This window comes from Nostoc sp. DedQUE12b, assembly GCF_034530835.1.
Lineage (GTDB): Bacteria > Cyanobacteriota > Cyanobacteriia > Cyanobacteriales > Nostocaceae > Nostoc.
Map to the genome: position 1 here is coordinate 12,319 of NZ_JAVRCI010000016.1, position 23,567 is coordinate 35,885.

Here is a 23,567-nt window from a genome sequence, read left to right on the forward strand (position 1 = left end):
CGCAAGCAGGAACACTAGTATTAGTATAGTCGTGAACTCCGACTCTTCCCACAACCACAGCGACAAAAGGTGATAGACAGCGATACGCTTTCAACCCAATATATAATCGACGTACTCAGTAGACTACCTTTGGAGCCTCTAGAATACTGTCGGCGATGGGTTGAAGTACCTTCAGATGAACGTGGTTATCGCAAAGCTTGTGTTACGGCTCTAGCCGAGGCTACAGGCTTAAGTCCACGTACAGTTAATGACTGGGGCCCAAACTTTGAAAGGCGACCAGATCACGTTTTACACGTTCTCAGAATGGCGGATATGCTTAACCAGATCAGGAAAATAGTCTTACCACCTGATTATCCGCAAAAATAATTTAATCGGATTTTCCGACTAAAGTACTGGTATTGTGGGCAGAGATTTCTTAATCTGTAGACTGTTGTATTAGACTGCCGCTTGAGAACAACAGCATTTGCCTACACTTTTGAATCAACAAATTGAAAGTAGGCAATTGCCAATATAAAATCACTCAAGCCTTCATCTGGTACTTGCCCATCCATTACCAGCCAAGATTGCTTGTGAGACTTTCCCCTAGTCCAGAAGAGCAGAGGATTGATGCTATCCGTCAGCTGCCTTTGGAGCCGATGGAATATTGTCGTAGGTGGGTAGATATTGACCCAGCCAGAGGTTATCGTAAAGCTTGTATCAATGCTCTGGCACAAGCCACAGGGTTAAGTCCTCACACCATCAAAGACTGGGGAACCAACTTCGACAGACGACCCCATTACATTCCTTTCCTGCTGCGACAGGCTGATTTACTCAATCAATTTAAACAACTGGTTATCAGCCAACAAATAATTTTGCCTACCAACTTTCTTACTAACTAACTGTTCGTGATTTACGAGTAACTCGTGATAAAACCTCTTGCTCATACAGCTAGGGACGTTTTATTCTGTCCTACATCTGTATTCATTCGCGTGAAAATAAGTGACATCTTATCATCCTAAAGTTGCTCGTATTTCACAAAATAAAACTAATTTACCTGCGCTTGCAGCAGTATCTGAACAAAGGGCAGTAACTTCAGAACAGCAAATGCATTCTATCAGCACATTTGATATCACAAAATATCCTTTACTTGATATTTTAAAAGATATAAAAACTGGACGCATCCAACTGCCAGATTTTCAACGAGATTGGGTTTGGGATGATGCTCGTGTGCGCCGTCTACTTGCCAGCATCTCTCTTGCATACCCCATTGGTGCAGTCATGATGCTCCAGCAAAGTAACCAGCAAGTCCAATTCAAACCCCGCCTCATCGATAACGTTAAAGAGCCAAAGTACGATAAGCCCAACCTGTTAATTCTTGATGGTCAGCAACGCTTAACTACTTCATTTATGGTTTTGCTGTCGGAACAACCCGTTGTCATTAAAGACCAAAAAAGCCAAAAGCTGATAAAAAAATGGTACTACCTCGATATAGCCAAATCCCTTGACCATAACATCGACCGCCGCAGTGCTATTATTGCTTTCCCGGAATCAAAACAACTCCGAACATTTGGTGGTGAAATTATAGACTGTTCCACTCCAGAAAATGAGTATGAAGCAGGACTATTCCCATTATCAAAAATCTTCTTCTTTTCGGAATGGAGAAGTAAATATTCTAAATATTGGCAATATGATGCTCAAAAGCTCGAACTTATCGATACTTTAGAACTGGAGGTACTCAAGAAATTTGAGCATTATCAAATACCAGTAATCCAACTGCGGGACTCCTTACCCAAAGAAGCAGTCTGCCAAGTGTTTGAAGATACCAACACCTCCGGCTGTGACCTCAACTACTTCGATTTGATGAGTTCCAGCTATTGCGCCAATGACTTCAGCCTTAGAGACGATTGGAAACTGCGGGAAGCTCGTTTTCAGCAATTTAAAGTATTACGTTTAGTCCGTAACACTGACTTTGTGCAAGCCGTAACTTTAGTAGCTGGCTACGTGCGGAGAATGGAAGCCATTAACAAAGGCGGCAATTTAGACAAATTGCCTGGTGTATCTTGCGGTCGTGGAGATGTTTTAAAACTTTCCATTCCAGAATACTCTACCTGGGCTGATAAAGTTACCACAGGATTTGAGGAAGCAGCCAGATTCCTGCATGGGCAGAAAATTTTTGACGCAATGGATTTGGCTTATCCGATTCAACTAGTTGCCTTGGCGGCAATTTTGGCTGTTTTAGGAGAACGTTCTCGCTCTGTTAAGTCTCGTTCAATGCTGGAACGTTGGTTTTGGTGTGGGCTGTTCAGTGAGATGTATACGGGTTGGCACGAAACACGTACAGGACGAGATGTAGTAGAAATGCCACTATGGCTGCAAAAAGGGGGTTCACTCCCGTCTACAATCCAAGAAGCCAATTTCTTCCCAGAGCGGTTACTGACCGTAAGAAAGCGTTATGGTGCAGTTTACCAAGGTTTATCAGCCCTGCTGCGACTTTCTGGGGCAATTGATTTCATTACAGGCGAAGAAATCAATGATGTGCTTTATTTTGAAGAACAGATTGATTCTCACCACATCTTTCCCATCGCTTGGTGCAGAAAGCAAGGTATCGACCCTAAAAAATATAACTGCTTAGTCAACCGCACTCCTTTAAGTGCCAAAACAAACAAAAAGATTGGTAGTAAACCACCTTCAGCTTACCTTCAAGAGCTTGAGATGTCTGGCGTATCACCCCAAAGACTTGATCAAATATTGCGATCTCATGCCATAGATCCCGAAACTCTGCGACGAGATGACTTTGAGGGATTTTTCCAAGCACGGACAAAGGCATTGTTGGAGTTAATCGGCAAGGGAATGGGTAAGTGCTTATACATTGAGGCTTTAGAGGATTTAGGCGGAAAGCATCAAAACAGATTTATTAACAGACTGAATTCAGAAAGTTTATTCAAGAACTATTTGTAGTCATTACAACTTTGCTATAAGTCAAACTTAAGTGCAAACCAAAACAAAAGCCATGAGTAAGCCCTTTAATATTAATCGAGTGGAACATGAGTTGAAAGCAACACTGATTAGTAACGAGTCTCTGCCACCAATAGAAAAGGTTACTAGGGGCTGCAACGTTACTATACTATTGACCAATTTTGAAGCTGTGGAAAGAGATCGCTTTCCACAACTGTCCTGCTACTTTTCATTAGCAGCGGACTCTTTCTTTTTTAACCAATCCCTAATCGCCTCCTCCAAAGCTGCTGTCTGTGTGAACTCTAGACGAGCGCAAGCGATTTCAAAAGCAATTTTTAATTCTTTAGGAATTCTTCCCCGAACTTCTCTCGTTTCTTCTGCCATCTCCACATCATGCCTTGGTTCGGGGTTAATTGTTGCACAGCCTTTTAACAAAAGTACATTTGCGCTAAAAAGCTTTTATGCTATTGCGCTATTGCGCTTATAATAAAGATAGGTAGCAAAACCAGTCAAAGACTAAGAGAGCAACTTCCGTCAACGCCACACAACACACCATGAGCCTTATCACTATTCTCTGTCGCCTAGTTGCTGATAAAGCAACTCTTCGCTACCTGTGGGAACTGATGGCTGATAAAAACACGCCGCTTATTAATGAATTATTAGAACAGTTAGGACAACATCCTGATTTCGAGACTTGGTTAGAAAAAGGTGAAGTGCCTAAAAACACTATCCAAACAATATGCAACTCTCTCAAAATAGAAGACCGTTTTGCTGACCAGCCAGGTCGTTTTTACACATCAGCAGTTACTCTAGTTAAGGAAGTTTATAAGTCTTGGTTCGCCTTACAACAGCGACGACAGCGCCAAATAAAAGGAAAAGAACGCTGGCTAAATATGTTGAAAAGCGATATAGAATTACAGCAAGAAAGTCAGTGTAATTTAGATATTATTCGCGCCAAAGCTACTGAAATTTTGATTTCATTTGTTGCCAAATTTACCCAGGATAAAAATAAGCAATCCAAAATCAAAAAAGGCAATAAGACTAAAAAAAATAAAAAAGACTCTTCAAACACTACGCTTTTCAGTGGATTATTTGATATTTACGAAAAAACAGAAGACTGTTTATCTCGGTGCGCCCTTGCCTATCTGCTCAAAAATAAATGTCAGGTAAGTGAGGTTGATGAAGATCCCGAGCAATATGCTAAGAGTAGGCGTAAAAAAGAAATAGAAATTGAACGTTTAAGAAATCAAATCAACAGTCGGAAACCCAAGGGACGAGATTTAACAGGAGAAAAATGGCTAGAAACTTTGTCAGAGGCAGTTAATCAAGTCCCTCGGAATGAAGATGAAGCTAAATCTTGGCAAGCTATCCTCCTGAAAGGAAATAGCTATATACCATATCCTGTTGATTATGAAACTAATACAGACCTAACTTGGTTGACAAACGATAAAGGTCGTATCTTTGTCAAATTTAATGGGTTGAATAAACTAATAGATGAACCTAAATTTGAGGTTTATTGCGATTCTCGCCAGTTTCATTATTTTCAACGCTTCTGTCAAGACTGGCAAATTTGGCATGATGAGGATGAAACATATTCTTCTGGGCTATTTATTCTACGTTCTGCACGTCTACTCTGGCAGGAACAAAAGGGTACAAAGGAGCCGTGGGAAACTCACCACTTGATTCTTCAATGCTCTGTAGAAACACGTTTGTGGACACAAGAGGAAACAGAACTAGTTCGCCTTGAGAAAATCAACAAAGCTGAGAAAACCATTCAGAATATGGAACAAAAAGGTAATCTCAGTCAGACACAGCTACCTCGTCTAGAAAGGGAACGAACTCAGAGGCGCAAACTTAACAACCCTTTTCCTGGTCGTCCCAGTAAACCTCTGTATCAAGGAAAATCTCATATTTTGGTTGGTGTCAGTTTGGGTCTAGATAAACCAGCAACAGTTGCTGTGGTAGATGCTGCCAACAATAAAGTTCTGACTTATCGCAGCGTTAAACAACTACTCGGTGACAACTACAATCTTCTCAACCGCCAGCGACAGCAACAGCAACGTCTTTCACACGAACGTCACAAAGCGCAGAAACAAAATGCGCCAAACTCATCCGGAGAATCAGAGTTAGGGCAATATGTTGATAGATTACTGGCAGATGCGATTGTTGCGATCGCAAAAACTTACTTTGCTGGCAGTATTGTTCTACCCAAACTCCGCGATATGCGAGAAATCATTCAAAGCGAGGTTCAAACAAAAGCAGAGAAAAAAATTCCAGGTTACAAGGAAGGTCAACAAAACTATGCCAAAGATTATCGTATCAGCGTCCACCGTTGGAGCTACGGTCGATTAATCGAAAGTATTCAAACCCAAGCTGCAAAAAGTGGAATATATATCGAAAGCGGCTCACAGCCGATTAGAGACAGCCAACAGGAACAAGCCAGAGAATTAGCTTTGTTTGCTTATCAACAGCGCCAAGTTAAGGTGCTTTAGTTAAAACACTGAACCTTGAAAATATAATATAAGAATAATAGCGCCGCAGTTCATGTTCTTTAGAGCCAATGTACTGTGAAAAATCTGGGTTAGTTTGACGGTTGTCAGACCGTTTTGCTTTCTGACCCTGGTAGCTGCCCGCTTCTGATGCTGCTGTCGCAAGACAGGATAGGTGCGCTCCCTGCAATAAGAAGTAAAGCTTGAAAAAGTAATAGCCGTTGCTAGCAACGGTACGGGTTACCGCAGTGGTGGCTACTGAATCACCCCCTTCGTCGGGGGAACCCTCCTAAATATTTTTTTGGCATGTCGAAGCAAGGGTGAAAACCCCAGACCTCCTGCCAAAAAATAAAACCTTTGTCCAGACTTAGTTTCAGTCTTTTAGACACGAAGATAAGCTCTAGTTAGAGGAACGAAAAGCCATTTATGTACTTGCGCTGCCAAATTTAAGTTTGGAAGCCTGTACTGATAAGGGTATAGACGGGTCGAGTTTCAACAACCATCCCGGCTAGGGGTGGGTTGAAAGGAAGCCAAGCATCCACATGCCAAAAAAAGTTACTCGAAGTTTCAACAACCATCCCGGCTAGGGGTGGGTTGAAAGAGTCGGGCGTATATTGGAATATTTTGATATAGTTCGGTTTCAACAACCATCCCGGCTAGGGGTGGGTTGAAAGAATTTTGGGCATCTCGTGATGGGAAAATCGAAATTTATGTTTCAACAACCATCCCGGCTAGGGGTAGGTTGAAAAAATAAGCAATAAAAACTATGTACTCCGCACTAACCAGATTTTAAAATGGTTAAAGAGTATAACTAAGTTATTAGGAGGGTTGAAAGGAGTGCTGCGATCGAACAAATGTCAGCGAAAAATAATTTCCTTGTGGTAAGTTTGACAGCTAATGATGGAATAAGACGACATTAATTTGCGAAAACCTAATATACTAAAATTAGTGACACAAACTTACAAAATCGACCTTAATTTGCAAAAAGCGACATTAATTTGCGAACACCGACATATAATGTGCGAATGTACAGTACACATGGAGAATAACGGATTCGAACCGATGACCTCTGCGGTGCGATCGCAGCACTCTACCAACTGAGCTAATTCCCCTTAATCAGTGCTGAGTTATGAGTGCTGAGTCCTGAGTTATGAGAAATATCACTCTTGAGATCAATACTCTTTCACCATCACCATTGACTATTTTAGCATTCAGTTACCGATGGTTGAGGCTGTTTTTGGGAATAAACTTTTTGCACCCGTTCGAGTTCCAAATCACTGAGATAATCAACAGTCCAGTTACAGCAGCGCTGGAGCATGTGGAATGGGTAAGTATTCGCTACACCAACAACTTGCATTTGCGATCGCTTCGCGGCTTCAATACCTGCTGGAGTATCTTCAATTGCCAGACACTCGTATGGTTGAAGATTCAATTCAGGATATTCTTTATTTAGGCGTTTTACTGCTAGCAGATAACCATCGGGTTCTGGTTTACTGGTGGTGATGTCATCACCTGCGACAATAATTTTAAAATGTTCAGCTAGTTTAGCGCGATTGAGTACCAGTTCTATTTCTTGGCGAATCGCGCCACTGACTAATCCTAGTTTCAGATTGTGCGATCGCACCTGAAATATTAAGTCTTCTACACCTGGATATAAAGGCAGTTTCTTTATTTTCTCTAATTCCACCGTATAAGCTTGGGCTTTGCGGTATAGCAACTGAGTTAAATAGGTTTCATTGGCTACTCTACCACGATTAGCGAGTAGTTGCCCAAAACAAGCGCGATCGCTGCGTCCTAAAGAAGCTTGACGCTCGCTTACCTTTTGGGGTTGGAGATTTTCTTGAATGAGAATCTCATCGATCAGTTGCAGGTGGATTGGCTCATCGTTAATGATGACACCATTAAAATCAAAGAGAACTGCCTTTAAACTCATGCCATTATGCCAAACGCTGGAGAACCAAGTCCCTCCAAATCATTATTATCTACTGATGTGGGAGTATAATGACGGACATTTTCGGTTGCTATTGGTTTTATGCCGCTAGTTACCTGATTTATCCACCATACATCCTGCGATCGCACTGCTTCAAATCCGGCTGCACCCATATTCGCTTCTGTACTACTAGCAGCATACTCACGAATATATGGCTCCTCAAAAACATCATTGAGCCATTCTAACTGACGCAGAGTCTTCTGATTCCCATCTAGAATTAATACTTGTCCTCCAGTTACCAGCAACCGGAAGCTTTCCCGCAAAATTCCTAGTGACACTGCATCTGGTGTTTCGTGGAATAGCAAAGAAGCTGTTACTAAGTCAAATGTTGCATCCCTCAAACCAGTTTTTTCAGCATTTCCGTGTCGCCAGACTATTTCCAAGCCAGCATTTCTAGCTTTATCTTCCGCCCTTACCAGCATATAAGGTGATAAATCCAAACCAATAACTTCCGCTTCAGGGAAAGCCTGCTTTAACATTAAAGTAGTGGAACCAGTACCGCAACCTAAATCGAGTATGCGCCGTGGTTTCACTTGGACGGCATCAACTAAAGCTTGACGGACAATACCTTCATTAGGCGGTAGAACGTATTGAGTAACCGGATCGTAAGTAACTGCTGCATCGGAATTGAGATATCCGCCAGCAATACCATGAAAGTTTTGATTACTGTAGTACGACGGAATTATGACATCATCTCGTCGATAGCGATCGCTCTCTTTTTCCCAATTAATACTATCAGCGTAACGCCGTAACCCATCTTCATCAATCAAAAGACGCACTACAGGGGATAAAAAACGTTCCCAGATTGTATCTTGACGCACTGCCATATTGTGTCGGAAGTTTAAGGAGCTATTTAAACACAGTGATTTTCTTTACAAATTTTAATACATTGGGAAAATATTTGCTTTCTCCCTGTGGTGATAGATTGACCCTTGTAATCAATTTTGTTACATTTGTAGTATAAAGATGTAACTCCTAAAAGTAGTTCTTCAGCTTCACGAAAATTCAGGGAGCTAAATGAAAGACAATACAACATATAAATTGCTACAACTAACTAGGTAATGGGTTATATGTCATACCGATAAGTGTCACTGCCCTATACCAAATCCCTACGGGTTCAGCAGTTGCTCATGGGGGAAACCCCTAAGACCGCACTGCCTCACCAAAATCTAAAATTTAAAATCCAAAATAGAAAAAATTATGCCCTACGAAAAATTAGAAATTACCACACCAGCACCCGTCTTATCTTGGGCAAATCACTCTTTGGGCCCAGAAGAAACCAAGATGGCCAAGAATGTGGCATCATTACCATTTGTATTTAAACACGTGGCATTAATGCCAGATGTTCACTTAGGAAAAGGTGCTTTAGTGGGTTCTGTAATTGCAACCAAAGAGGCAATTATTCCAGCTGCTGTCGGTGTGGATATTGGTTGCGGTATGAGCGCGATCAAAACAGCATTTACCGCCGAACAACTAGAAGGTAAACTAAAGAAAATCCGCCTGGATATTGAAGCAGCAATTCCGACTGGATTCAACGAAAACAAAGACGTTGAAAAATCCGTCAGCAATTGGCAACACTGGGATGATTTTAAAGACTTGCATCGTGGTGTGCAAGACCTACAAGGTAAAGCAATGAAACAGATGGGTTCTCTGGGTGGAGGAAATCACTTTATTGAAGTGTGCCTCGATACAGAGAATCAAGTTTGGCTAATGCTGCATTCTGGTTCGCGTAACATTGGCAATAAACTCGCCCAGTGTCATATTCACACAGCTAGAGAATTAGCAAAAATGGCAGGTAATAAATTGCCTGACCCAGATTTGGCTCACTTTGTCGCTGGTACGCCAGAATTCAAGGCATATTGGCACGATTTACAATGGTCACAAAACTATGCGCGTGTCAACCGCGATGTGATGATGGCGCGTTTTAAGCACATAGTTGAGAAGTATTTAGCAGGTGGGAAGGCAACTAAACCTTTATTGCAGGTTAATTGTCATCACAATTACGCCGAAAAAGAAGTGCATTTTGATAAGGATGTATACGTTACTCGTAAGGGTGCAGTCCGCGCCCAAACTGAAGATTATGGGATTATTCCTGGTTCGATGGGGGCGAAATCTTTCATCGTGAAGGGTAAAGGTAATGCTCATAGTTTTTGTTCTTGCTCTCACGGTGCAGGGCGTTTGTTGTCTAGAAATAAGGCAAAAAATGTCTATACACTTGATGATTTAATTGAGCAAACAAATGGCGTTGAATGCCGCAAAGATGAGGGTGTGTTAGATGAAATTCCTGGTGCTTACAAGCCAATAGAGCAAGTTATGGCAAATCAAGCGGATTTGGTTGAGGTTGTAGCGACTCTCAAGCAAGTTCTTTGTGTGAAGGGATAAGTTTGTTGGGTGGGTAATACCCACCTTTTTTATTTTTTTAAACGCAGAGGTACTCTGAGGAATAAATGATTGTTTTAAGTGAATCGATTGAACAAATAGAGCTATCTGCTAGCGCTAACGAAAATAAATTAATGACCGAGGCTGCCCAATTATTAGGGTGCAAAGTCTACGAGCTAGGTACGAAAATCTAACTTTTTTTATAACTGATAGAAAGGTTTAGAGCAAACTCTAATTTTCTATTGTATTTAGCCAATTCATCAAATCAGCTTCACTGACAAAATCTAGTAATACTTCACCTAAGTCCTCTAACTGAGCCAAGGACAACTCTTGCAACCGAGATTGTAACTGAGAATTAATTGAACCAAGCCGACGAGTTAATAGACGCATCACTAGCCGTAGTTCTGATTGTCTTCCTTGTTCAATACCTTGTTCAATACCTTGTTCAATACCTTGTTCAATACCTCGTTGTCTACCTTCTTGCAGTCCTTCTTCAAGAATTTCTTGATAAATCGCAGATTCTCTCATATCTTCTCTCCTCAAAAACTGACGAATTAGTTCTGGCTCGAATACTAACCCTGCTAAAAGTTGGGTACATACCGAGATACTCTGTTTGGTGGCTTCTTCTTCAATCATACTCACCTGAACTGCTACCTGTTGGAGTAGACTTTGAGGAGAATCTGTTCGCGCCAAAGTTGCTAGAGGTAATAAACCAGGAAATAACAATAAAGGTTCTGGATCTTGTTCCCAAATTCGGATGACGCGGTAACGGTGGGTAGTATTGCGGGCAGTAAATTGATCTATAAAGACAGCTTCTGAAGTTGTCGGTTTAAGAAAAATCACTATCTGCTCAATATCGCAATTGTATTGTCGATATAGTCGCACCCAATAGTCCAACATCCGCAGTGGCAAGGGTGGAGTTGATGCTGGTAAGGTTTGAAACTCTAAATGCAGTATTTGATTAGCAGTTTGCAAAAATGTTACTGAATCGGCACGAATTGGCTCTTGATTTAATTCTGTTTTGAGAATCTGGATATCCGTTGCTTCAGATGCGAGTAAGTAGCGGATAAAATCTTCTGGATACTCCTCAACCAGATATTTCAGGGTGTTGTCGTATGTCACTTTGATATCAGTTTGGACATAAACTCATGTAGAGACGTAATATCGCCACATAGTTTGTCCATAAAAAATTTAAGTGTAAGTATTGTTTCTTGTTAGCGCTACTCTACGAAAAACTGCTGCTCGCTGATAGCGCTAACATTTAAATTTGGTGTTTTTTCAAAACTACATTGTCAAAGATTGAGGATTTGTCTCAATCAATTTTGCTAAATCTTGCAAGAACGCCGCAGCATGGGCACCGTAAATAATCCGGTGATCAGAAGTAATATTGACTTGCATTTGTTGTCGCAGGCCAAATAAACCGTCAGGTGTTGCTACCACTTGCGGACGGGATGCCCCGATCGCTAAAATTGAACCTTGTCCAGGCGGCAAAATCGCATCAAATTTATCTACGCCAAACATCCCCAAATTGGACAGGGTGAAAGTACCACTGTTGTATTCTTGAGGCTGTAGTTGTTTTGTCCTCGCACGTTCTACCAAAGATTTCCAAGTACGCGATAGAGAATATATATCCACTGCGTCTGCATTTTGCAGCACAGGTGTAATTAATCCGCCATCATCCATTGCTACTGCGACAGAAATGTTGATATCAGAATGATAAACAATACCCTGGTCTGAGTAGCTAGCATTTAACAATGGGTGTTTTTGCAATGTCACTGCTACAGCTTTCGCCAGTAGCGCTGTCATTGTCACGCCTTTGGATTTAATTTGTTTATAAAGTTTGTCTAACCCATCAGTGGTAATTGTATAACCGACACGGAAGACGGGCACGGATATGGTAGCTACCATGTTCCGCACTACGGCATTTTGAAAGGTAGTTAAAGGTACGGTTTGACCAGGAACAGCCGCCGCTACGGGTGCGGATGCCGGTGTCCGAGGCGCTGGGGAGGCAACTGGGGTGCTGGTTGGTACGGGTGCTGGTGGAGCAACTGGGGTGGGTTGCTTGCCTTTGTTAGACAATGCTTCTACATCTTCGGCGACAATGCGCCCGTGGGGGCCACTGCCTTGGAGTGTAGTTAAATCAACTTTGAATTCTTTGGCTAACTTACGGGCACGAGGTGAAGCTACAAGCCTTCCTTCTTTGTGGTTAGACCCGTTTTGAGACGCTAAGGCAGGTGTTGCAACTGAGGCTGTGGCGGCAACTGGTTCCGGGGAAGAGGTAGTAGTAGCAGCCGCACCGCCAGAATTGGCAAGAGATTTCGCCTGTTCAATTTCAGCTTCCGTTTCGGCGATGAAGGCGATCGCAGATCCTACCGGGGCAGTTTCACCAGCTTCAACTATGATATGGGCAAGAAATCCCTCATAAAAGGTTTCTACATCCATATCTGCCTTATCTGACTCTACAACCACCACTGTTTCGCCTTTTTCCACTTTGTCCCCAGGCGATTTCACCCAGGAAACGATTTTGCCTTCTGTCATGGTGGAACTCAGCGCCGGCATAAATACTTCGTGAATGCTCATAGGGTGGTTTGGAAATCAATGGTTTATGGACTTTAACAGTTTTTGTCAGATCGAATTGTATCTTGATGGGAGAGTTTTAGACTGTTTATATTTTAAGTTGGGCATTGGGAATTGGGCATAGTAGTTCCAAGTTCTAAGTTCCGAGTAAAGAAGTAAAATTCCTCACTCAGCATGGGCTAAATGCCCCGCTACCGCTAACAGCACTCAGCACTCCTCAAGGGCATTGGCTATTCACTAATGACTCTAGGAACCTAAATATAGCTTAGAAGTCTATAATACAGAGCTATCTTCAATGGCAAGCCAATATCTCGATCTCGTTTTAGTCATTGACTTGCAAAAACCACCACGAGTTTCTCACAGATTAAATGGGATTGCTATTTAATATTCCTCATAACCACTACTTAAGATACAAGAGTTTCTCACGGATAGAGGATATGGGATGTAGTTCAATTTAGAATTCAAAATTGGTAATAAACCTATTTGAAATTCCTGTTTACTTTTATGTCGGCAAAGCTGAAATTCTTTTTGATTGTGATATTAAGTATCTCTACTACGGTTGGTGCTGGAGTTTATATTATCCAGCACCAACAATCTGCACCGATTGTTGAGACTAGTGATGAGCAAACCCAGCAGATGGGAGCAATACATCAGTCTCAGGAAGTTGCAGCATTCTCAGAGCGTTCCGATTATCAAACTATACCTTTAGAAAAACTTAACTCATCTCTCCAAGGCAGTAATCCTACTACCCTCGCCCTGAATGCCTTTGAGGAGATAGCAGTGGGAGGATCGCGAAAGATAGAGGTAGTTTATCCCCAACCAAATCAGGCGTTAGTGACAATTACACAAATCAAGCGGGGTAATAATTCAGTTGGGACGGTTAAATATCGAGCAAAGATGACAACCTTTGGGCGATCGCTTTTTATTAGCTCACCTCCAGTGTGGCAAATTGTTTGGGCTGGCTCCCAGGTGGAATGTTGGGCTGGGAGCCGCTCTCAAACTAAGTTAAATCACATCTGTGATTAGTCATTAGTCATTGGTCACAAAATAAATGACAAAGGACAAATGACAAATGACAAATTTAAATGTCGCCGCGAATTTCTTCTACAACGCCATCGCGCAGAACGATTTCAACTTGCATTTTGCTAATCAGGTTATCACCGATTTCTACCCGGAAAAAGCCTTCCATTTGGAATTGGTTGACTTCCTGATCTTGCTGGAGAAACTGCACTTGCTGAAGATTTTGCAGCAACTGATTTTTTTGCTCCAAAAATTCACTTTTCTTTTGATTGACTTGGAGTTGGATATTGTCAATTTGTTGGAGGGTCTGGGGGCCAGGTGGTTGCAGACTCTGCTTTTGAATTGCCGCGATCGCTCTTTGTCCTTCAACGTCTAGCTGTTGCAGTTGCTGATCGAGTTGATTGATTTGCGTTTGCAGCTGCTGTTGTACTTCCTCTTTCCAGAGGGGAGTCACAATGACTTTGACGTTAACGACGCGTTTCAGAAGCAAATTAGATTTGGAGACATCCATAAATATTTCACGTTCACTCTTTACAGTTAGCAGGTGGAATGATCAGGCAAACATGCCGTCAATAATATCGCGATAGCGTTCCGTGACGACATGTCGGCGAACTTTTAGTGTTTGTGTCATCAAGCCATTTTCGATGGAAAACGGTTCCAGGATGAGTTTAAACGTTCCGATGCGGTCATCCGGTCGATAGCCTGGACGATTTTGGACTTCCCGATTCAATTCTTGGCGAAATAAATCCTGGATCATTCTACTCTCGAAGTCAATTTTTTGACTATCTGAGGAAGTCACCTGATTGCCCAGCGTATCCAGCGTTAGATTCTGACTTGCTGCCCATTTTTCTAAGGCTTCGACGTTGGGGACAATTAAGGCTCCCAGGCTGCGCTGATCTTGGCCGATGAGCATAATTTGATCGATGTATGGCGATCGCAAACACGCATCTTCGATCGGCTGTGGCTCGATGTTTTCCCCGTTAGTCAATACAATGGTATCCTTCGCCCTACCAGTCAGTACTAAGTCGTCTTGTGGTGTCAGCCAACCCAAATCGCCGCTATCAAACCAACCTTCCGCATCAATTGCTTTCGCTGTCGCTTCGGGATTTTGGTAATAGCCTTGCATAATTTGCGGCCCTCTCAACAATACTAAGCCTCGCTTTTCTATTGGTAAAGGCGATTTTGTCTCAGGATCGACGATTTTAGCTTCTGTTGCCGGAAGTGGTTGCCCTGATGCGCCAATCAAATTTCGCCAAGGACGCCGTACATGGGTGACAGGAGAAGTTTCTGTCAAGCCATAGCCTTGCAAAATCTGCACACCAATAATTTCAAAGAAATTATCTATGTGTCTGGGAAGCGCACCACCACCGCTAATCATCTGCTTAACTTGTCCCCCTGTGGCTTCCCGAACTTTGGCGTAAACCAGTCGTTCTCCCAAGGCATGGAGGGGTAATAAAGCTGATGCTTGGATCTTAGCTGTTAATCGTTCGGCGGCTGAAGCATGAAGATTATTTAAATCCAATCCCTGAGCAACTCGCCGCGCTTTAATATATTTTTCGCTAATGCCCAATAAAAATTTAATTAGGCGTTGCTTTTTGGCTGGTTGTTCGCGAAACTGCTTTTGCACTCCTTCATAAATCGATTCCCACAGACGGGGTACACCCACCATGTAGTTGGGTTTAAATTGTCTCAAATCCCCTTTTACAGAGCGCAAGTTGGTATAAACTTGCGTACAACCTTGAGATAGTAGGTAATATTCAACAGTTCGTTCATAGCTGTGCCACGAAGGCAAAATACTGAGAACTATATCGCCTGCATTTGGTTGCAATACTGTGCCAAAGGTTGTCACTTGGTGCATCAAGTTACTATAAGACAGCATTACACCCTTGGGTTTACCTGTGGTGCCAGAGGTATAAATTAGGGTTGCTAAAGCCTCACGATTTTGCTTGACTGGCACAAAATTATGGCTTTTCCCAATTTCGAGCAACTGCGAAAAGTTGAGTAACTTTAGGGTTTCGCCTGTTGGTGGTGCTTCATCGGAAAGTAAGATGACCACTTGAATTGGTAAATCGTTGAGGCGATCTTGTAGTTTTTTAAGTGTTTTTAAATCCTCAACGACGATCGCTGTACTACCGCTATTAGCGATGATAAACAACAGTTCTTCTTTTTCGGCTTGGGAGCTACGAACCGCATCAACGCCTCCAGCAGTCATTATGCCTTGATCGGCAATAAACCAGCGAGGACTATTGTCAGAAATTAAGGAAATGCGATCGCCTACTTTTACTCCCAACGCCTGTAACCCAGCAGCAAATAGTTGCATTTGCTCTGCCAACTGGGTATAAGTAATCGCTACTTCTGGTTTAGCGTGAGGGTTGCGGAGGGCAACAATATCACCAAATCGTTGAGCTGCCAATGGCCAAATTTCTGGTAGCGATTCCACATTTGTGTAATCTACCAAGCGCTTTAATGCTTGCCGTTCTTGCTCACTGATGTTAGATAAAAAAGAAGACGCGGTTTGGGTTTTTGACATAACACCTTACCTAAAGATTTTAAACTGATCGTTTTCCAGCTTATTTTGTTATTACGCTACAATATCCATCCTTATTATCCACATACCCTTCTGTGTATGATAATTCCAGGAATTCCACGTTTATATTTACAAAAATTTATGTTAAAGTTAATTTACATAGAGTGCAAGCAATGGATTGTGTTTGCATCTAAGAACAGCAATCGCCTATGTTTCACAGGAGATGATTACCTATGAATTTTATAGACGCCATCATGCTAACGCTGCTCAATATTGCTGCTTGCATAGCGTTACCGAAGCTTTTAGCTATCCTTTTGGCTGATAAAACCAAACTTACTGAAACATTGGCAAATGGCTCCAAATTACAAACAGCCAAAATTCAACTTACAAGTTTCCCTTATTGTACAGTTTACCCAGTAACAGGTAGTCAATACTGCAAATTCAGTCCTGATTTTTGCGCCAAGTGTTCTCCAAATTGATGGACTATTAGTCTGTAAATTATATTTTAAAATTTAGGTGAGGTAGTTTATTTACCTCACCTAAATTTTGTTAAGGAGTTAGTTTACAAGGTCGCTGATACTTTAAGTAAGATGCCCTAGTGCTCTTTTATCCTTCTAAATAGAGAAAAAGAACATTCTGTAACTTGTATATAAGTTGGCTAAAATTTTTCTTTGATTATAGTGATAAAAAAACGACAGAAGAGTTACGCTTAATTAAATATAGTTACCTAACTAAGTCCTAACTAATGATACGGACATGATCTCACTTGAATTTTTCAAATTTTGGTAAATATACAACGAAGAAATTGTATTTAAATCTATTTCTTTAGGCTCATATTCATTAGTATTTTTAAACAAGACTGTAAATGCACCAGCACCTAATCTATCTTGAGGAAATATCCGATAACAAGGTATTGTCATTAAATGCGATTGATATTTGGCTAAATTAGTAATTTCTATCGCTTCAAACTGGGGAAACCGTTCTAAAAACCATTCACAAACCTGCTCATTTTCTTCTGGTGAATATGTGCAAGTCATATAAGCAAGATAACCTTGCGGTGAGACGATTTTAGCAGAGTTAGCTATAATGCGCTTTTGTCGATTTGCGCTCTTATTAATAGCAGTTGGGTGAAAACATCCAGGTGCTTTTTCACCTTTGGCAAGTAAAGATTGTCCAGTACACGGAGCATCTACTATGACTAGATTGCTAGAGCCAGTAAACATTTCGGCAAAAATACTGGAATCTCGATTAACCACTGCACTAGGGCTAACCTGGCAACGCTTCAAATTAGAAATTAGCATTCCCAGACGTTTGCCAATTACTTCGTTACTGATGAGCAATTCAGGTTTTAAAGCTCTCCAAGCAAAGATACTTTTACCTCCTGGTGCGGCACACATATCAAAAACTAAACGCACTGACTCAGGAATAGCTAACAAAGTACTAGCTGCAAACACCGAAGAAAAATCTAAACAATAGAAATATCCTTTTTCATGCAAGGGATGCTTACCAGGTTTTTCTCCCAGTGATAAGCGGTCTATAAATTGTGGTTGCCAAACTGTTGGTGTTTCCACTGCCATAGGCGCAATATCTGGTTTTTGTTGACACCAAAGAATACTAGGTGAAAAAGGCTGAGGATTCATTAAAGCCTCAATAAACTTTTCTTGATCGTCTACATTGGCGAACAAACGCCGTGAGACTTTAAGTAATAAATTAGAAGGTTTTTCCATCAAGATTATCAATTATAAATTAATAGAAGTACGTTGTATCTAAATCAAAATCAAACTGTTACACAAGAACAATGTAATTAAGGCTTTTGGCTTCATACTCAAAATATAATGACCGCCATTGGGATCGCAATGGCCAAGCTACCCCACTGCACCGGAGAAGGTCATGATCTTAGATAGTTTTCAGGAAAAATTACGCAAACAAGCACAATTATGGAGGGATGAAGGATTAATTAGTTCTTCGCAGTATGAGCAGATAGCAGAACGTTATCAATTTAAAAACTTGGAAGCTGCTGCACGCGATCGCAATAAAGCAATCGCGATCGCTATCGGTAGCATCCTTTTATGCTTAGGCATAATTACCTTTGTATCAGGAAACTGGCAGGGGGGATCGCGAGAAGTCAAAATTATTCTGATGATGAGTTTGTTTTTTGCGATCGCCATCACCGGATTTTACAGATGGAGGCCACCTGAAGGAAAGAAGCCAGAACGAAGCAAACGCCTACTAGGAGAGGGGTTGCTAATTTTAAGCGCCTTCATCTTCGGTGCAAATTTACTGCTGATGGCCCAGATGTTCAATATTGTCGGTTCAGTTTCCCAACTGTTTCTCGCTTGGGGATTCGGTGTTGTGGTCATGGCCTTCAGTTTGTCCTTAAATTCTTTAGGAATTCTGTCAATTATCCTTGTGGAAATCGGCTACTGGACTGGACTAGAAGACTTATGGTACGCTTCAGGGGAGCTAACTTGGTCGCGGTTAGTAGTGCAGCATCTGCCTTTGTTGGCATGGCTGGTATTTGTACCTTTAGCATACTTCTGTCGATCCCGTTGGATTTTTGGTCTAGCAGCCTTTGTTTTTGCTAGTTCCTTACAAGCTAACCTTAATCCACTGCCACTGCTGAATTATGCTGATATAGCTCCTTGGGTGGCGTCTTTTGCTTTTACACTGCCACCTGCATTATTCTGGAGTTATGATGATTTACTCTTTCCAACCATAAATTACAGGTTGTTTCAATATCTAGCCCGTAATTTAGCGTTAGTAAGCTTCGGCGTTGTCTTTTACGTTCTGTCTTTTCGTTGGGTCTGGGAATCTCCAGATTATAGTTATAATCAGCCAACGAATTTGACAAACTTATTCGAGTCTCTGCCGATTATCGATTTGGGGATTCTCAGCGGCTTGGCGGTATTGCAATGGTTGTTTCTACTGCGCCAAAGAAATAACCCTCCGCGCCGCGAAGTAATTTTCACAACTGCTGTCATTAGTACATTTCTTGTCTTTATTGCAATAGTACCTTTTTGGCATCAAACTATCAGCCGGATTGATGAACTTGGCATTTTTATTTTCAATGTACTTCTTGCAACATTAGCCTGGGGACTAATTCAAGAAGGATTGAAATTAAGCAACAGAAGTTCCTTTTGGGGCGGTATGCTGTTAGTAACACTGCAAATTATCAGTCGCGTGCAGGAGTACGACACCGACTTACTTTTTAAGTCGCTAGTCTATGTCCTGTGCGGTTCTGCTTTAATTAGCGCTGGACTCTGGTTTGAACGCCGCCTACCTGGTGGTAGTACAAGTCAAAAGTAGGGCAAAAGATGAAAGAATTCAGGAGTCAGAATTCAGGAATTGAATAATTCCTAACTCTTAACTCCTAACTCCTAACTAAAAATCTCTGTGCGTCAAAGTTTTTAAAGTTTCTCTGCGTTAGTCCTAATCTCGTTACTTTTAACCTCCTCAAGACCTCTGCTTTTTAGGACTACGCTCATGACTAATACTTCTTCTGAATCTAAGAATAAACCCTTGTCTCCTGAAGCCGAATTTTCCAGTAAGGTGACTTTTCGGGATTACTTGATTGCTACTGAACAAAAATCGAATAAGCCCTTACCTTTTTGGCGGTTACTTGCTCCCCTGGCGCTGCAAACAGGGCTAATTATGGCAGTACCAGCCCAAGCAGTTTATACAGATGTGACAGGTAAGACGGTGATTTTGCAAACCGTACCTGTAGACCCTAACAATGCGATAGAAGGTAACACCTTAGCCTTAGATTACAACATCTCCCGTACCTCAAATTTGAGCAGATTGCCTGGTTGGCAAACATTAGTCAGCAGAGGTCGTGGAAGTGGCAGAAGATTGCCTGAAGGAACCAATATTTACGTGACTTTGCAAGAGCAATTATCTACCGATCGCGGTGTTCCGAGAGCTTGGAGACCATTACGAGTAAGTAGCGATCGCCCCACAACTCTTAGAGCCAATCAGGCAGCCTTAAAAGGTGTTTATCAGGATGGTTCCGTTAACTACGGCTTAGAAACATATTACATCCCAGAAAACCAACGGCAGCAGATTCGGAACGACTTACAAGCCCAACGCGCCCGCCGAGGACAAGTACCACCTATTGTGGTCAAGGCGAAAGTAGATCCACAAGGAAAGGCTGTGCCAGTTAGTATGTGGGTGCGCGATCGCAACTATCGTTTTTAAGCTGTTAGGCAAATAAAGAGTGCATATTTACACCACGCCAGTTTGGTCTTTGAAATTCTGAGCGCCGACTTCCGACGCTCAGAGTTTTCTGTTTTTCATTAGACATTTCGTGAAAAAGAATATAGAGACGTAGTAATGCTACGTCTCTACAAAGATTCTAGATAAAGCATATTTAATTTCACCAGATATCTTATATATCGCCTACATTTAGAAGTTGTTTTAAAAGTGTTTGGCTGTAATTTTAATCACATTTTTACCCCCCTTAATTCCCCCTGATTAAGGGGGAAAACAATAAAATCCGGTTCCCTCCCCTTTATAAGGGGAGGGTTAGGGTGGGGTAAACAAATATTTGATACACTACTACAGACTTTTCAAACATCCTCTTAGAATGAAATAGCCCTGGATTAGAGCAATTCCAGCAACAATTACAGGTAACAATGGCACGTTATCGAGTTGGTGATGGAACTGGTGGCGCAATGATATCACCTGCTACCTCATGTGTCCAAGACGCAAGCCAAGCACTTTATGCTGCGATACTGGCAATTAAAAACCAAGTTGCTACAACTCCTCAAATTCAAACTTGGATACGCGCCAACCCCAATCACCCGCAAACATTACGCTTTCAGCAGCTAGTTGAATTAGGTCAATCTTTGGAACAACAATTAGCACCCTTAGGTATAGTTCGCGCTGATTGGCAAAGTCAAGCAGGTATACTCGCAGGTACGGGTAGAGGAAAAACGACAAAACCATTTCAAGATCGTAGTATTTGGGCTGGTTTGACAACATGGCGAACAATAATGCCTAGACTTGCACATGACGACCTAGCCGCAATATTTTTAAAACATGGCGCAACTATGCAAGTATTGCGAACTAATCAAGTTGGTGGTTGGGAATCTAATATTACACCCATTGCCCCAACAGCACTTTTAGGACAAATTAAGATTCCTTTTACCAATATTTCACCACTTTCAATTCTTTTAAACCGCACTTTAGCGTCCTTAGTAGTTCCGAGGTTCAAAGATTGGTTAGTTATTGTTGTACTGTTGATAATTTATAGTATTCTTGCTCTACCTTATGGTTGGAAATTTGGATTTTTACAGATAGAACTTTGGTCTGCAAATTGGACTAATAAATGCTTGTTAATATTACGTTGCTTATTTTTACCTGCAATTGTGGAAGAACTCTTTTTTCGCGTTTTTTTGCTTCCTCATCCTAGCGAAATTACCAGTTGGTTCCAATGGTCTTTGTGGGCAATAGTGAGTTTAGTATTATTTATTTTGTATCATCCCTTGAATGCTAAAACATTTTTTAAAGCTGGAATTACTACATTTTTTAATCGCGTTTTTCTTGTTTTAGCGGCATTTTTGGGAATTATCTGTACTGTTGCATATACCCTCACAGGATCTTTATTTGCGATCGTATTAATTCACTGGATTGTTGTAGTAGTTTGGTTAATTGTTTTTGGAAGAATCAGAAAATTAGATAATCAAAAAATTCAGAATGCTAAGGTTTAAGGAGGCAGGGGGCAGGAGGTAGGAGAATAATGCTTGCTTAAGGCTAAAAATTGATGCCTTTATTTAGCACTACTAAATCTAGAACAACCTTCCTCAGCCCCCTTTTTATAGCAACCGCAGAACTTTTTATTAGCGATCGCACTACAACTAGTATTGAGCAACACACTGCTAAGGCACAATCAACACTGGGCAAGGGGAAAGGTTAATCACACGAGTGGTAACGCTATCATCCGCTCCCTCTTCAGTCAAACCTAGCCCCCGACAGCCCATGATAATTAAATCTGCCCCAATTTCATCAGCGACATCGCAGATCGTAAAAGCTGGTTTGCCTTGCCTTTCTATGGTTTCAGATTGAATTCCTTGCCCAGAAAATAAAGATTGGGCATTTTCCAGCAGTTTCGCAACTACCTCTGGCGACACCATCGGATCGTCGGCGCTAGGTGCGTCTGGAGGCGCTTCTTCTACCACAGACAGCAGCACCAAGCGACTGCTGTACTTTTTGACTACGTTGGTAACAACATCAGCAGCTTCCCGCGTTTCCCGGCTTTGATCGATAGGAAATAATACCGTCTTAAATATATCTGTCACTTGGGTACCCCTGACTCCGGTAAAATCTTGATGGTTCTACTTTCAAAACAATAACAAAAAGGCAATCAGGAGAGTTTGGTGTGTCCAAAAAAAGTTTAGCAAGTTTATCTTCGGCTGATATCTCTGGGAAACGTGCCTTAGTGCGGGTTGACTTTAATGTGCCTGTGGACGATCAAGGCAACATTACCGACGATACTCGCATTCGCGCCGCTCTACCAACCATCCAAGATTTGACGCAGAAGGGAGCTAAGGTCATTCTCGCCAGCCATTTTGGCCGTCCCAAGGGTGTGGATGACAAATTACGCCTAACTCCCGTTGCCAAGCGTCTGTCTGAGTTACTGGGGCAAGAAGTCATTAAAACTGATGATTCCATTGGTGATGAAGTTGCAGCTAAAGTTGGCGCACTGCAAAATGGCCAAGTTCTGTTACTCGAAAATGTCCGTTTTTACCCAGAAGAAGAGAAAAACGACTCAGAATTTGCGCAAAAATTGGCAGCTAATGCTGATTTTTATGTAAATGATGCTTTCGGTACTGCACATCGCGCCCATGCTTCTACTGAAGGTGTGACTAAATTCCTCAGCCCTTCTGTGGCTGGATATTTGGTTGAGAAGGAATTGCAATATCTGCAAAATGCCATTGAAAATCCCCAACGTCCTTTAGCGGCAATTATTGGCGGTTCCAAAGTTTCCAGCAAAATTGGCGTAATTGAAACACTGCTGGAGAAGTGCGACAAGCTAATCATTGGCGGTGGGATGATTTTTACCTTCTACAAAGCCCGTGGTTTGAATGTTGGTAAGTCGTTGGTAGAAGAAGACAAGCTGGAACTAGCGAAGTCTTTGGAAGCTAAAGCTAAGGAACGTGGCGTTGCTTTATTGCTTCCCACAGATGTGGTATTGGCAGATAACTTTGCCCCTGATGCCAATTCTCAAACCGTTAGCATTGAGAATATCCCCGATGGTTGGATGGGTTTGGATATTGGGCCAGACTCGGTGAAATTTTTCCAAGAAGCCCTTGCAGATACCAAAACGGTAATTTGGAACGGGCCAATGGGTGTGTTTGAGTTTGATAAATTTGCGAAAGGTACAGAAGCGATCGCTCATACCCTCGCTGAAATTGGCAAAACTGGCACAACTACCATTATCGGCGGTGGTGACTCGGTAGCGGCTGTGGAAAAGGTTGGTTTAGCCGATCAAATGAGCCACATTTCCACCGGTGGTGGCGCTAGCTTGGAGTTACTTGAAGGCAAGGTATTGCCTGGAATTGCAGCTTTAGATGATGCTTAATACAGACGTTACAGCAATTTTCAGGTAATTAAACCATCGTTAGAGGCGCACAGATGTGCGCCTCTACTGTAG

20 protein-coding genes and 1 tRNA gene are annotated in these 23,567 nt (G+C 41.9%); 11 read left to right on the forward strand and 10 right to left on the reverse strand.

Going from position 1 to position 23,567, the window contains the following annotated elements; all coding sequences use genetic code 11:
* Nucleotides 1-69 precede the first annotated feature (69 nt).
* The 3 genes from RMY16_RS10740 to RMY16_RS10750 all read left to right on the forward strand — a co-directional run bounded on the left by RMY16_RS10740 (nt 70) and on the right by RMY16_RS10750 (nt 2,937).
* Complete coding sequence (locus tag RMY16_RS10740) at nt 70-366, forward strand: hypothetical protein (protein WP_322736340.1); 297 nt, start codon at nt 70-72, stop codon at nt 364-366.
* 197 nt (nt 367-563) lie between these two features.
* The gene (locus RMY16_RS10745) at nt 564-878 is read left to right on the forward strand and encodes a hypothetical protein (RefSeq protein WP_163929737.1); all 315 of its coding nucleotides are present in this window, start codon (nt 564-566) and stop codon (nt 876-878) included.
* A 100-nt stretch (nt 879-978) separates the two neighbouring features.
* The gene (locus tag RMY16_RS10750; RefSeq protein WP_322736341.1) at nt 979-2,937 is read left to right on the forward strand and encodes a GmrSD restriction endonuclease domain-containing protein; all 1,959 of its coding nucleotides are present in this window, start codon (nt 979-981) and stop codon (nt 2,935-2,937) included.
* Between the two features lie 219 nt (nt 2,938-3,156).
* Here RMY16_RS10750 and RMY16_RS10755 read toward each other — a convergent pair whose 3' ends face one another.
* Nucleotides 3,157-3,369: a hypothetical protein gene (locus RMY16_RS10755; protein WP_322736342.1), complete on the reverse strand. Its 213-nt coding sequence runs from the start codon at nt 3,367-3,369 to the stop codon at nt 3,157-3,159.
* Between the two features lie 119 nt (nt 3,370-3,488).
* Here RMY16_RS10755 and cas12k point away from each other — a divergent pair, with 119 nt between their 5' ends.
* Nucleotides 3,489-5,426 carry a type V CRISPR-associated protein Cas12k gene (cas12k, locus tag RMY16_RS10760; protein ID WP_322736343.1) on the forward strand — a complete coding sequence of 646 codons (1,938 nt, stop codon included), beginning with the start codon at nt 3,489-3,491 and terminating at the stop codon, nt 5,424-5,426.
* 1,036 nt (nt 5,427-6,462) lie between these two features.
* On the opposite strand, the gene RMY16_RS10765 is transcribed toward cas12k, so the two are convergent.
* The 3 genes from RMY16_RS10765 to RMY16_RS10775 all read right to left on the reverse strand — a co-directional run bounded on the left by RMY16_RS10765 (nt 6,463) and on the right by RMY16_RS10775 (nt 8,240).
* Nucleotides 6,463-6,535, reverse strand: a tRNA-Ala gene (locus RMY16_RS10765).
* Nucleotides 6,536-6,627: 92 nt separating this feature from the next.
* A complete protein-coding gene (locus RMY16_RS10770) occupies nt 6,628-7,356 on the reverse strand; it encodes an HAD family phosphatase (RefSeq protein WP_322736344.1) in 729 nt (242 codons plus the stop codon).
* Nucleotides 7,353-8,240 carry a class I SAM-dependent methyltransferase gene (locus RMY16_RS10775; protein WP_322736345.1) on the reverse strand — a complete coding sequence of 296 codons (888 nt, stop codon included), beginning with the start codon at nt 8,238-8,240 and terminating at the stop codon, nt 7,353-7,355. The genes RMY16_RS10770 and RMY16_RS10775 overlap by 4 nt, the downstream gene beginning before the upstream one ends.
* Before the next feature lie 373 nt (nt 8,241-8,613).
* Between RMY16_RS10775 and RMY16_RS10780 the strand changes: the two genes are divergently transcribed.
* Nucleotides 8,614-9,795, forward strand: coding sequence for an RtcB family protein (locus RMY16_RS10780; protein WP_322736346.1), 1,182 nt, complete (start codon nt 8,614-8,616; stop codon nt 9,793-9,795).
* Between the two features lie 228 nt (nt 9,796-10,023).
* On the opposite strand, the gene RMY16_RS10785 is transcribed toward RMY16_RS10780, so the two are convergent.
* On the reverse strand, nt 10,024-10,914 hold the full coding sequence (locus RMY16_RS10785; RefSeq protein ID WP_322736347.1) for an Rpn family recombination-promoting nuclease/putative transposase: 891 nt from the start codon (nt 10,912-10,914) through the stop codon (nt 10,024-10,026).
* A 162-nt stretch (nt 10,915-11,076) separates the two neighbouring features.
* The gene (locus RMY16_RS10790; protein ID WP_322736348.1) at nt 11,077-12,372 is read right to left on the reverse strand and encodes a dihydrolipoamide acetyltransferase family protein; all 1,296 of its coding nucleotides are present in this window, start codon (nt 12,370-12,372) and stop codon (nt 11,077-11,079) included.
* 501 nt (nt 12,373-12,873) lie between these two features.
* Here RMY16_RS10790 and RMY16_RS10795 point away from each other — a divergent pair.
* A complete protein-coding gene (locus tag RMY16_RS10795; protein WP_322736349.1) occupies nt 12,874-13,395 on the forward strand; it encodes a hypothetical protein in 522 nt (173 codons plus the stop codon).
* 55 nt (nt 13,396-13,450) lie between these two features.
* Here RMY16_RS10795 and RMY16_RS10800 read toward each other — a convergent pair whose 3' ends face one another.
* Both RMY16_RS10800 and RMY16_RS10805 read right to left on the reverse strand, forming a co-directional pair.
* A complete protein-coding gene (locus tag RMY16_RS10800; RefSeq protein WP_012412623.1) occupies nt 13,451-13,900 on the reverse strand; it encodes a YlqD family protein in 450 nt (149 codons plus the stop codon).
* A 42-nt stretch (nt 13,901-13,942) separates the two neighbouring features.
* Nucleotides 13,943-15,919: an AMP-dependent synthetase/ligase gene (locus tag RMY16_RS10805; RefSeq protein WP_322736350.1), complete on the reverse strand. Its 1,977-nt coding sequence runs from the start codon at nt 15,917-15,919 to the stop codon at nt 13,943-13,945.
* A 230-nt stretch (nt 15,920-16,149) separates the two neighbouring features.
* Here RMY16_RS10805 and RMY16_RS10810 point away from each other — a divergent pair, with 230 nt between their 5' ends.
* Complete coding sequence (locus RMY16_RS10810; RefSeq protein WP_322736351.1) at nt 16,150-16,395, forward strand: hypothetical protein; 246 nt, start codon at nt 16,150-16,152, stop codon at nt 16,393-16,395.
* Between the two features lie 252 nt (nt 16,396-16,647).
* On the opposite strand, the gene RMY16_RS10815 is transcribed toward RMY16_RS10810, so the two are convergent.
* The gene (locus tag RMY16_RS10815) at nt 16,648-17,643 is read right to left on the reverse strand and encodes an RsmB/NOP family class I SAM-dependent RNA methyltransferase (protein ID WP_322736352.1); all 996 of its coding nucleotides are present in this window, start codon (nt 17,641-17,643) and stop codon (nt 16,648-16,650) included.
* A 163-nt stretch (nt 17,644-17,806) separates the two neighbouring features.
* Here RMY16_RS10815 and RMY16_RS10820 point away from each other — a divergent pair, with 163 nt between their 5' ends.
* The 3 genes from RMY16_RS10820 to RMY16_RS10830 all read left to right on the forward strand — a co-directional run bounded on the left by RMY16_RS10820 (nt 17,807) and on the right by RMY16_RS10830 (nt 21,624).
* Nucleotides 17,807-19,222, forward strand: a complete 1,416-nt coding sequence (locus RMY16_RS10820) for a DUF2157 domain-containing protein (protein WP_322736353.1) — start codon at nt 17,807-17,809, stop codon at nt 19,220-19,222.
* A 177-nt stretch (nt 19,223-19,399) separates the two neighbouring features.
* Nucleotides 19,400-20,110 carry a GDYXXLXY domain-containing protein gene (locus RMY16_RS10825; protein ID WP_322736354.1) on the forward strand — a complete coding sequence of 237 codons (711 nt, stop codon included), beginning with the start codon at nt 19,400-19,402 and terminating at the stop codon, nt 20,108-20,110.
* A gap of 437 nt (nt 20,111-20,547) precedes the next feature.
* Nucleotides 20,548-21,624, forward strand: a complete 1,077-nt coding sequence (locus tag RMY16_RS10830; RefSeq protein WP_322736355.1) for a type II CAAX prenyl endopeptidase Rce1 family protein — start codon at nt 20,548-20,550, stop codon at nt 21,622-21,624.
* A 168-nt stretch (nt 21,625-21,792) separates the two neighbouring features.
* Here the strand turns inward: RMY16_RS10830 and RMY16_RS10835 are convergent, their stop codons facing one another.
* Entirely contained in the window at nt 21,793-22,203 is a 411-nt protein-coding gene (locus tag RMY16_RS10835) for a universal stress protein (protein ID WP_322736419.1), read from the reverse strand.
* An 89-nt stretch (nt 22,204-22,292) separates the two neighbouring features.
* On the opposite strand from RMY16_RS10835, the gene RMY16_RS10840 reads away from it, so the two are divergent.
* On the forward strand, nt 22,293-23,495 hold the full coding sequence (locus RMY16_RS10840; protein ID WP_322736356.1) for a phosphoglycerate kinase: 1,203 nt from the start codon (nt 22,293-22,295) through the stop codon (nt 23,493-23,495).
* The last annotated feature ends 72 nt before the right edge of the window (nt 23,496-23,567 follow it).

Coding starts and splice junctions, on each gene's coding strand:
- cas12k (WP_322736343.1), top strand. CDS start 3,489: ATGAGCCTTATCACTATTCTCTGTCGCCTAGTTGCTGATAAAGCAACT.
- RMY16_RS10770 (WP_322736344.1), bottom strand. CDS start 7,356: ATGAGTTTAAAGGCAGTTCTCTTTGATTTTAATGGTGTCATCATTAAC.
- RMY16_RS10775 (WP_322736345.1), bottom strand. CDS start 8,240: ATGGCAGTGCGTCAAGATACAATCTGGGAACGTTTTTTATCCCCTGTA.
- RMY16_RS10780 (WP_322736346.1), top strand. CDS start 8,614: ATGCCCTACGAAAAATTAGAAATTACCACACCAGCACCCGTCTTATCT.
- RMY16_RS10790 (WP_322736348.1), bottom strand. CDS start 12,372: ATGAGCATTCACGAAGTATTTATGCCGGCGCTGAGTTCCACCATGACA.
- RMY16_RS10795 (WP_322736349.1), top strand. CDS start 12,874: ATGTCGGCAAAGCTGAAATTCTTTTTGATTGTGATATTAAGTATCTCT.
- RMY16_RS10800 (WP_012412623.1), bottom strand. CDS start 13,900: ATGGATGTCTCCAAATCTAATTTGCTTCTGAAACGCGTCGTTAACGTC.
- RMY16_RS10805 (WP_322736350.1), bottom strand. CDS start 15,919: ATGTCAAAAACCCAAACCGCGTCTTCTTTTTTATCTAACATCAGTGAG.
- RMY16_RS10810 (WP_322736351.1), top strand. CDS start 16,150: ATGAATTTTATAGACGCCATCATGCTAACGCTGCTCAATATTGCTGCT.
- RMY16_RS10815 (WP_322736352.1), bottom strand. CDS start 17,643: ATGGAAAAACCTTCTAATTTATTACTTAAAGTCTCACGGCGTTTGTTC.
- RMY16_RS10820 (WP_322736353.1), top strand. CDS start 17,807: ATGATCTTAGATAGTTTTCAGGAAAAATTACGCAAACAAGCACAATTA.
- RMY16_RS10825 (WP_322736354.1), top strand. CDS start 19,400: ATGACTAATACTTCTTCTGAATCTAAGAATAAACCCTTGTCTCCTGAA.
- RMY16_RS10830 (WP_322736355.1), top strand. CDS start 20,548: ATGGCACGTTATCGAGTTGGTGATGGAACTGGTGGCGCAATGATATCA.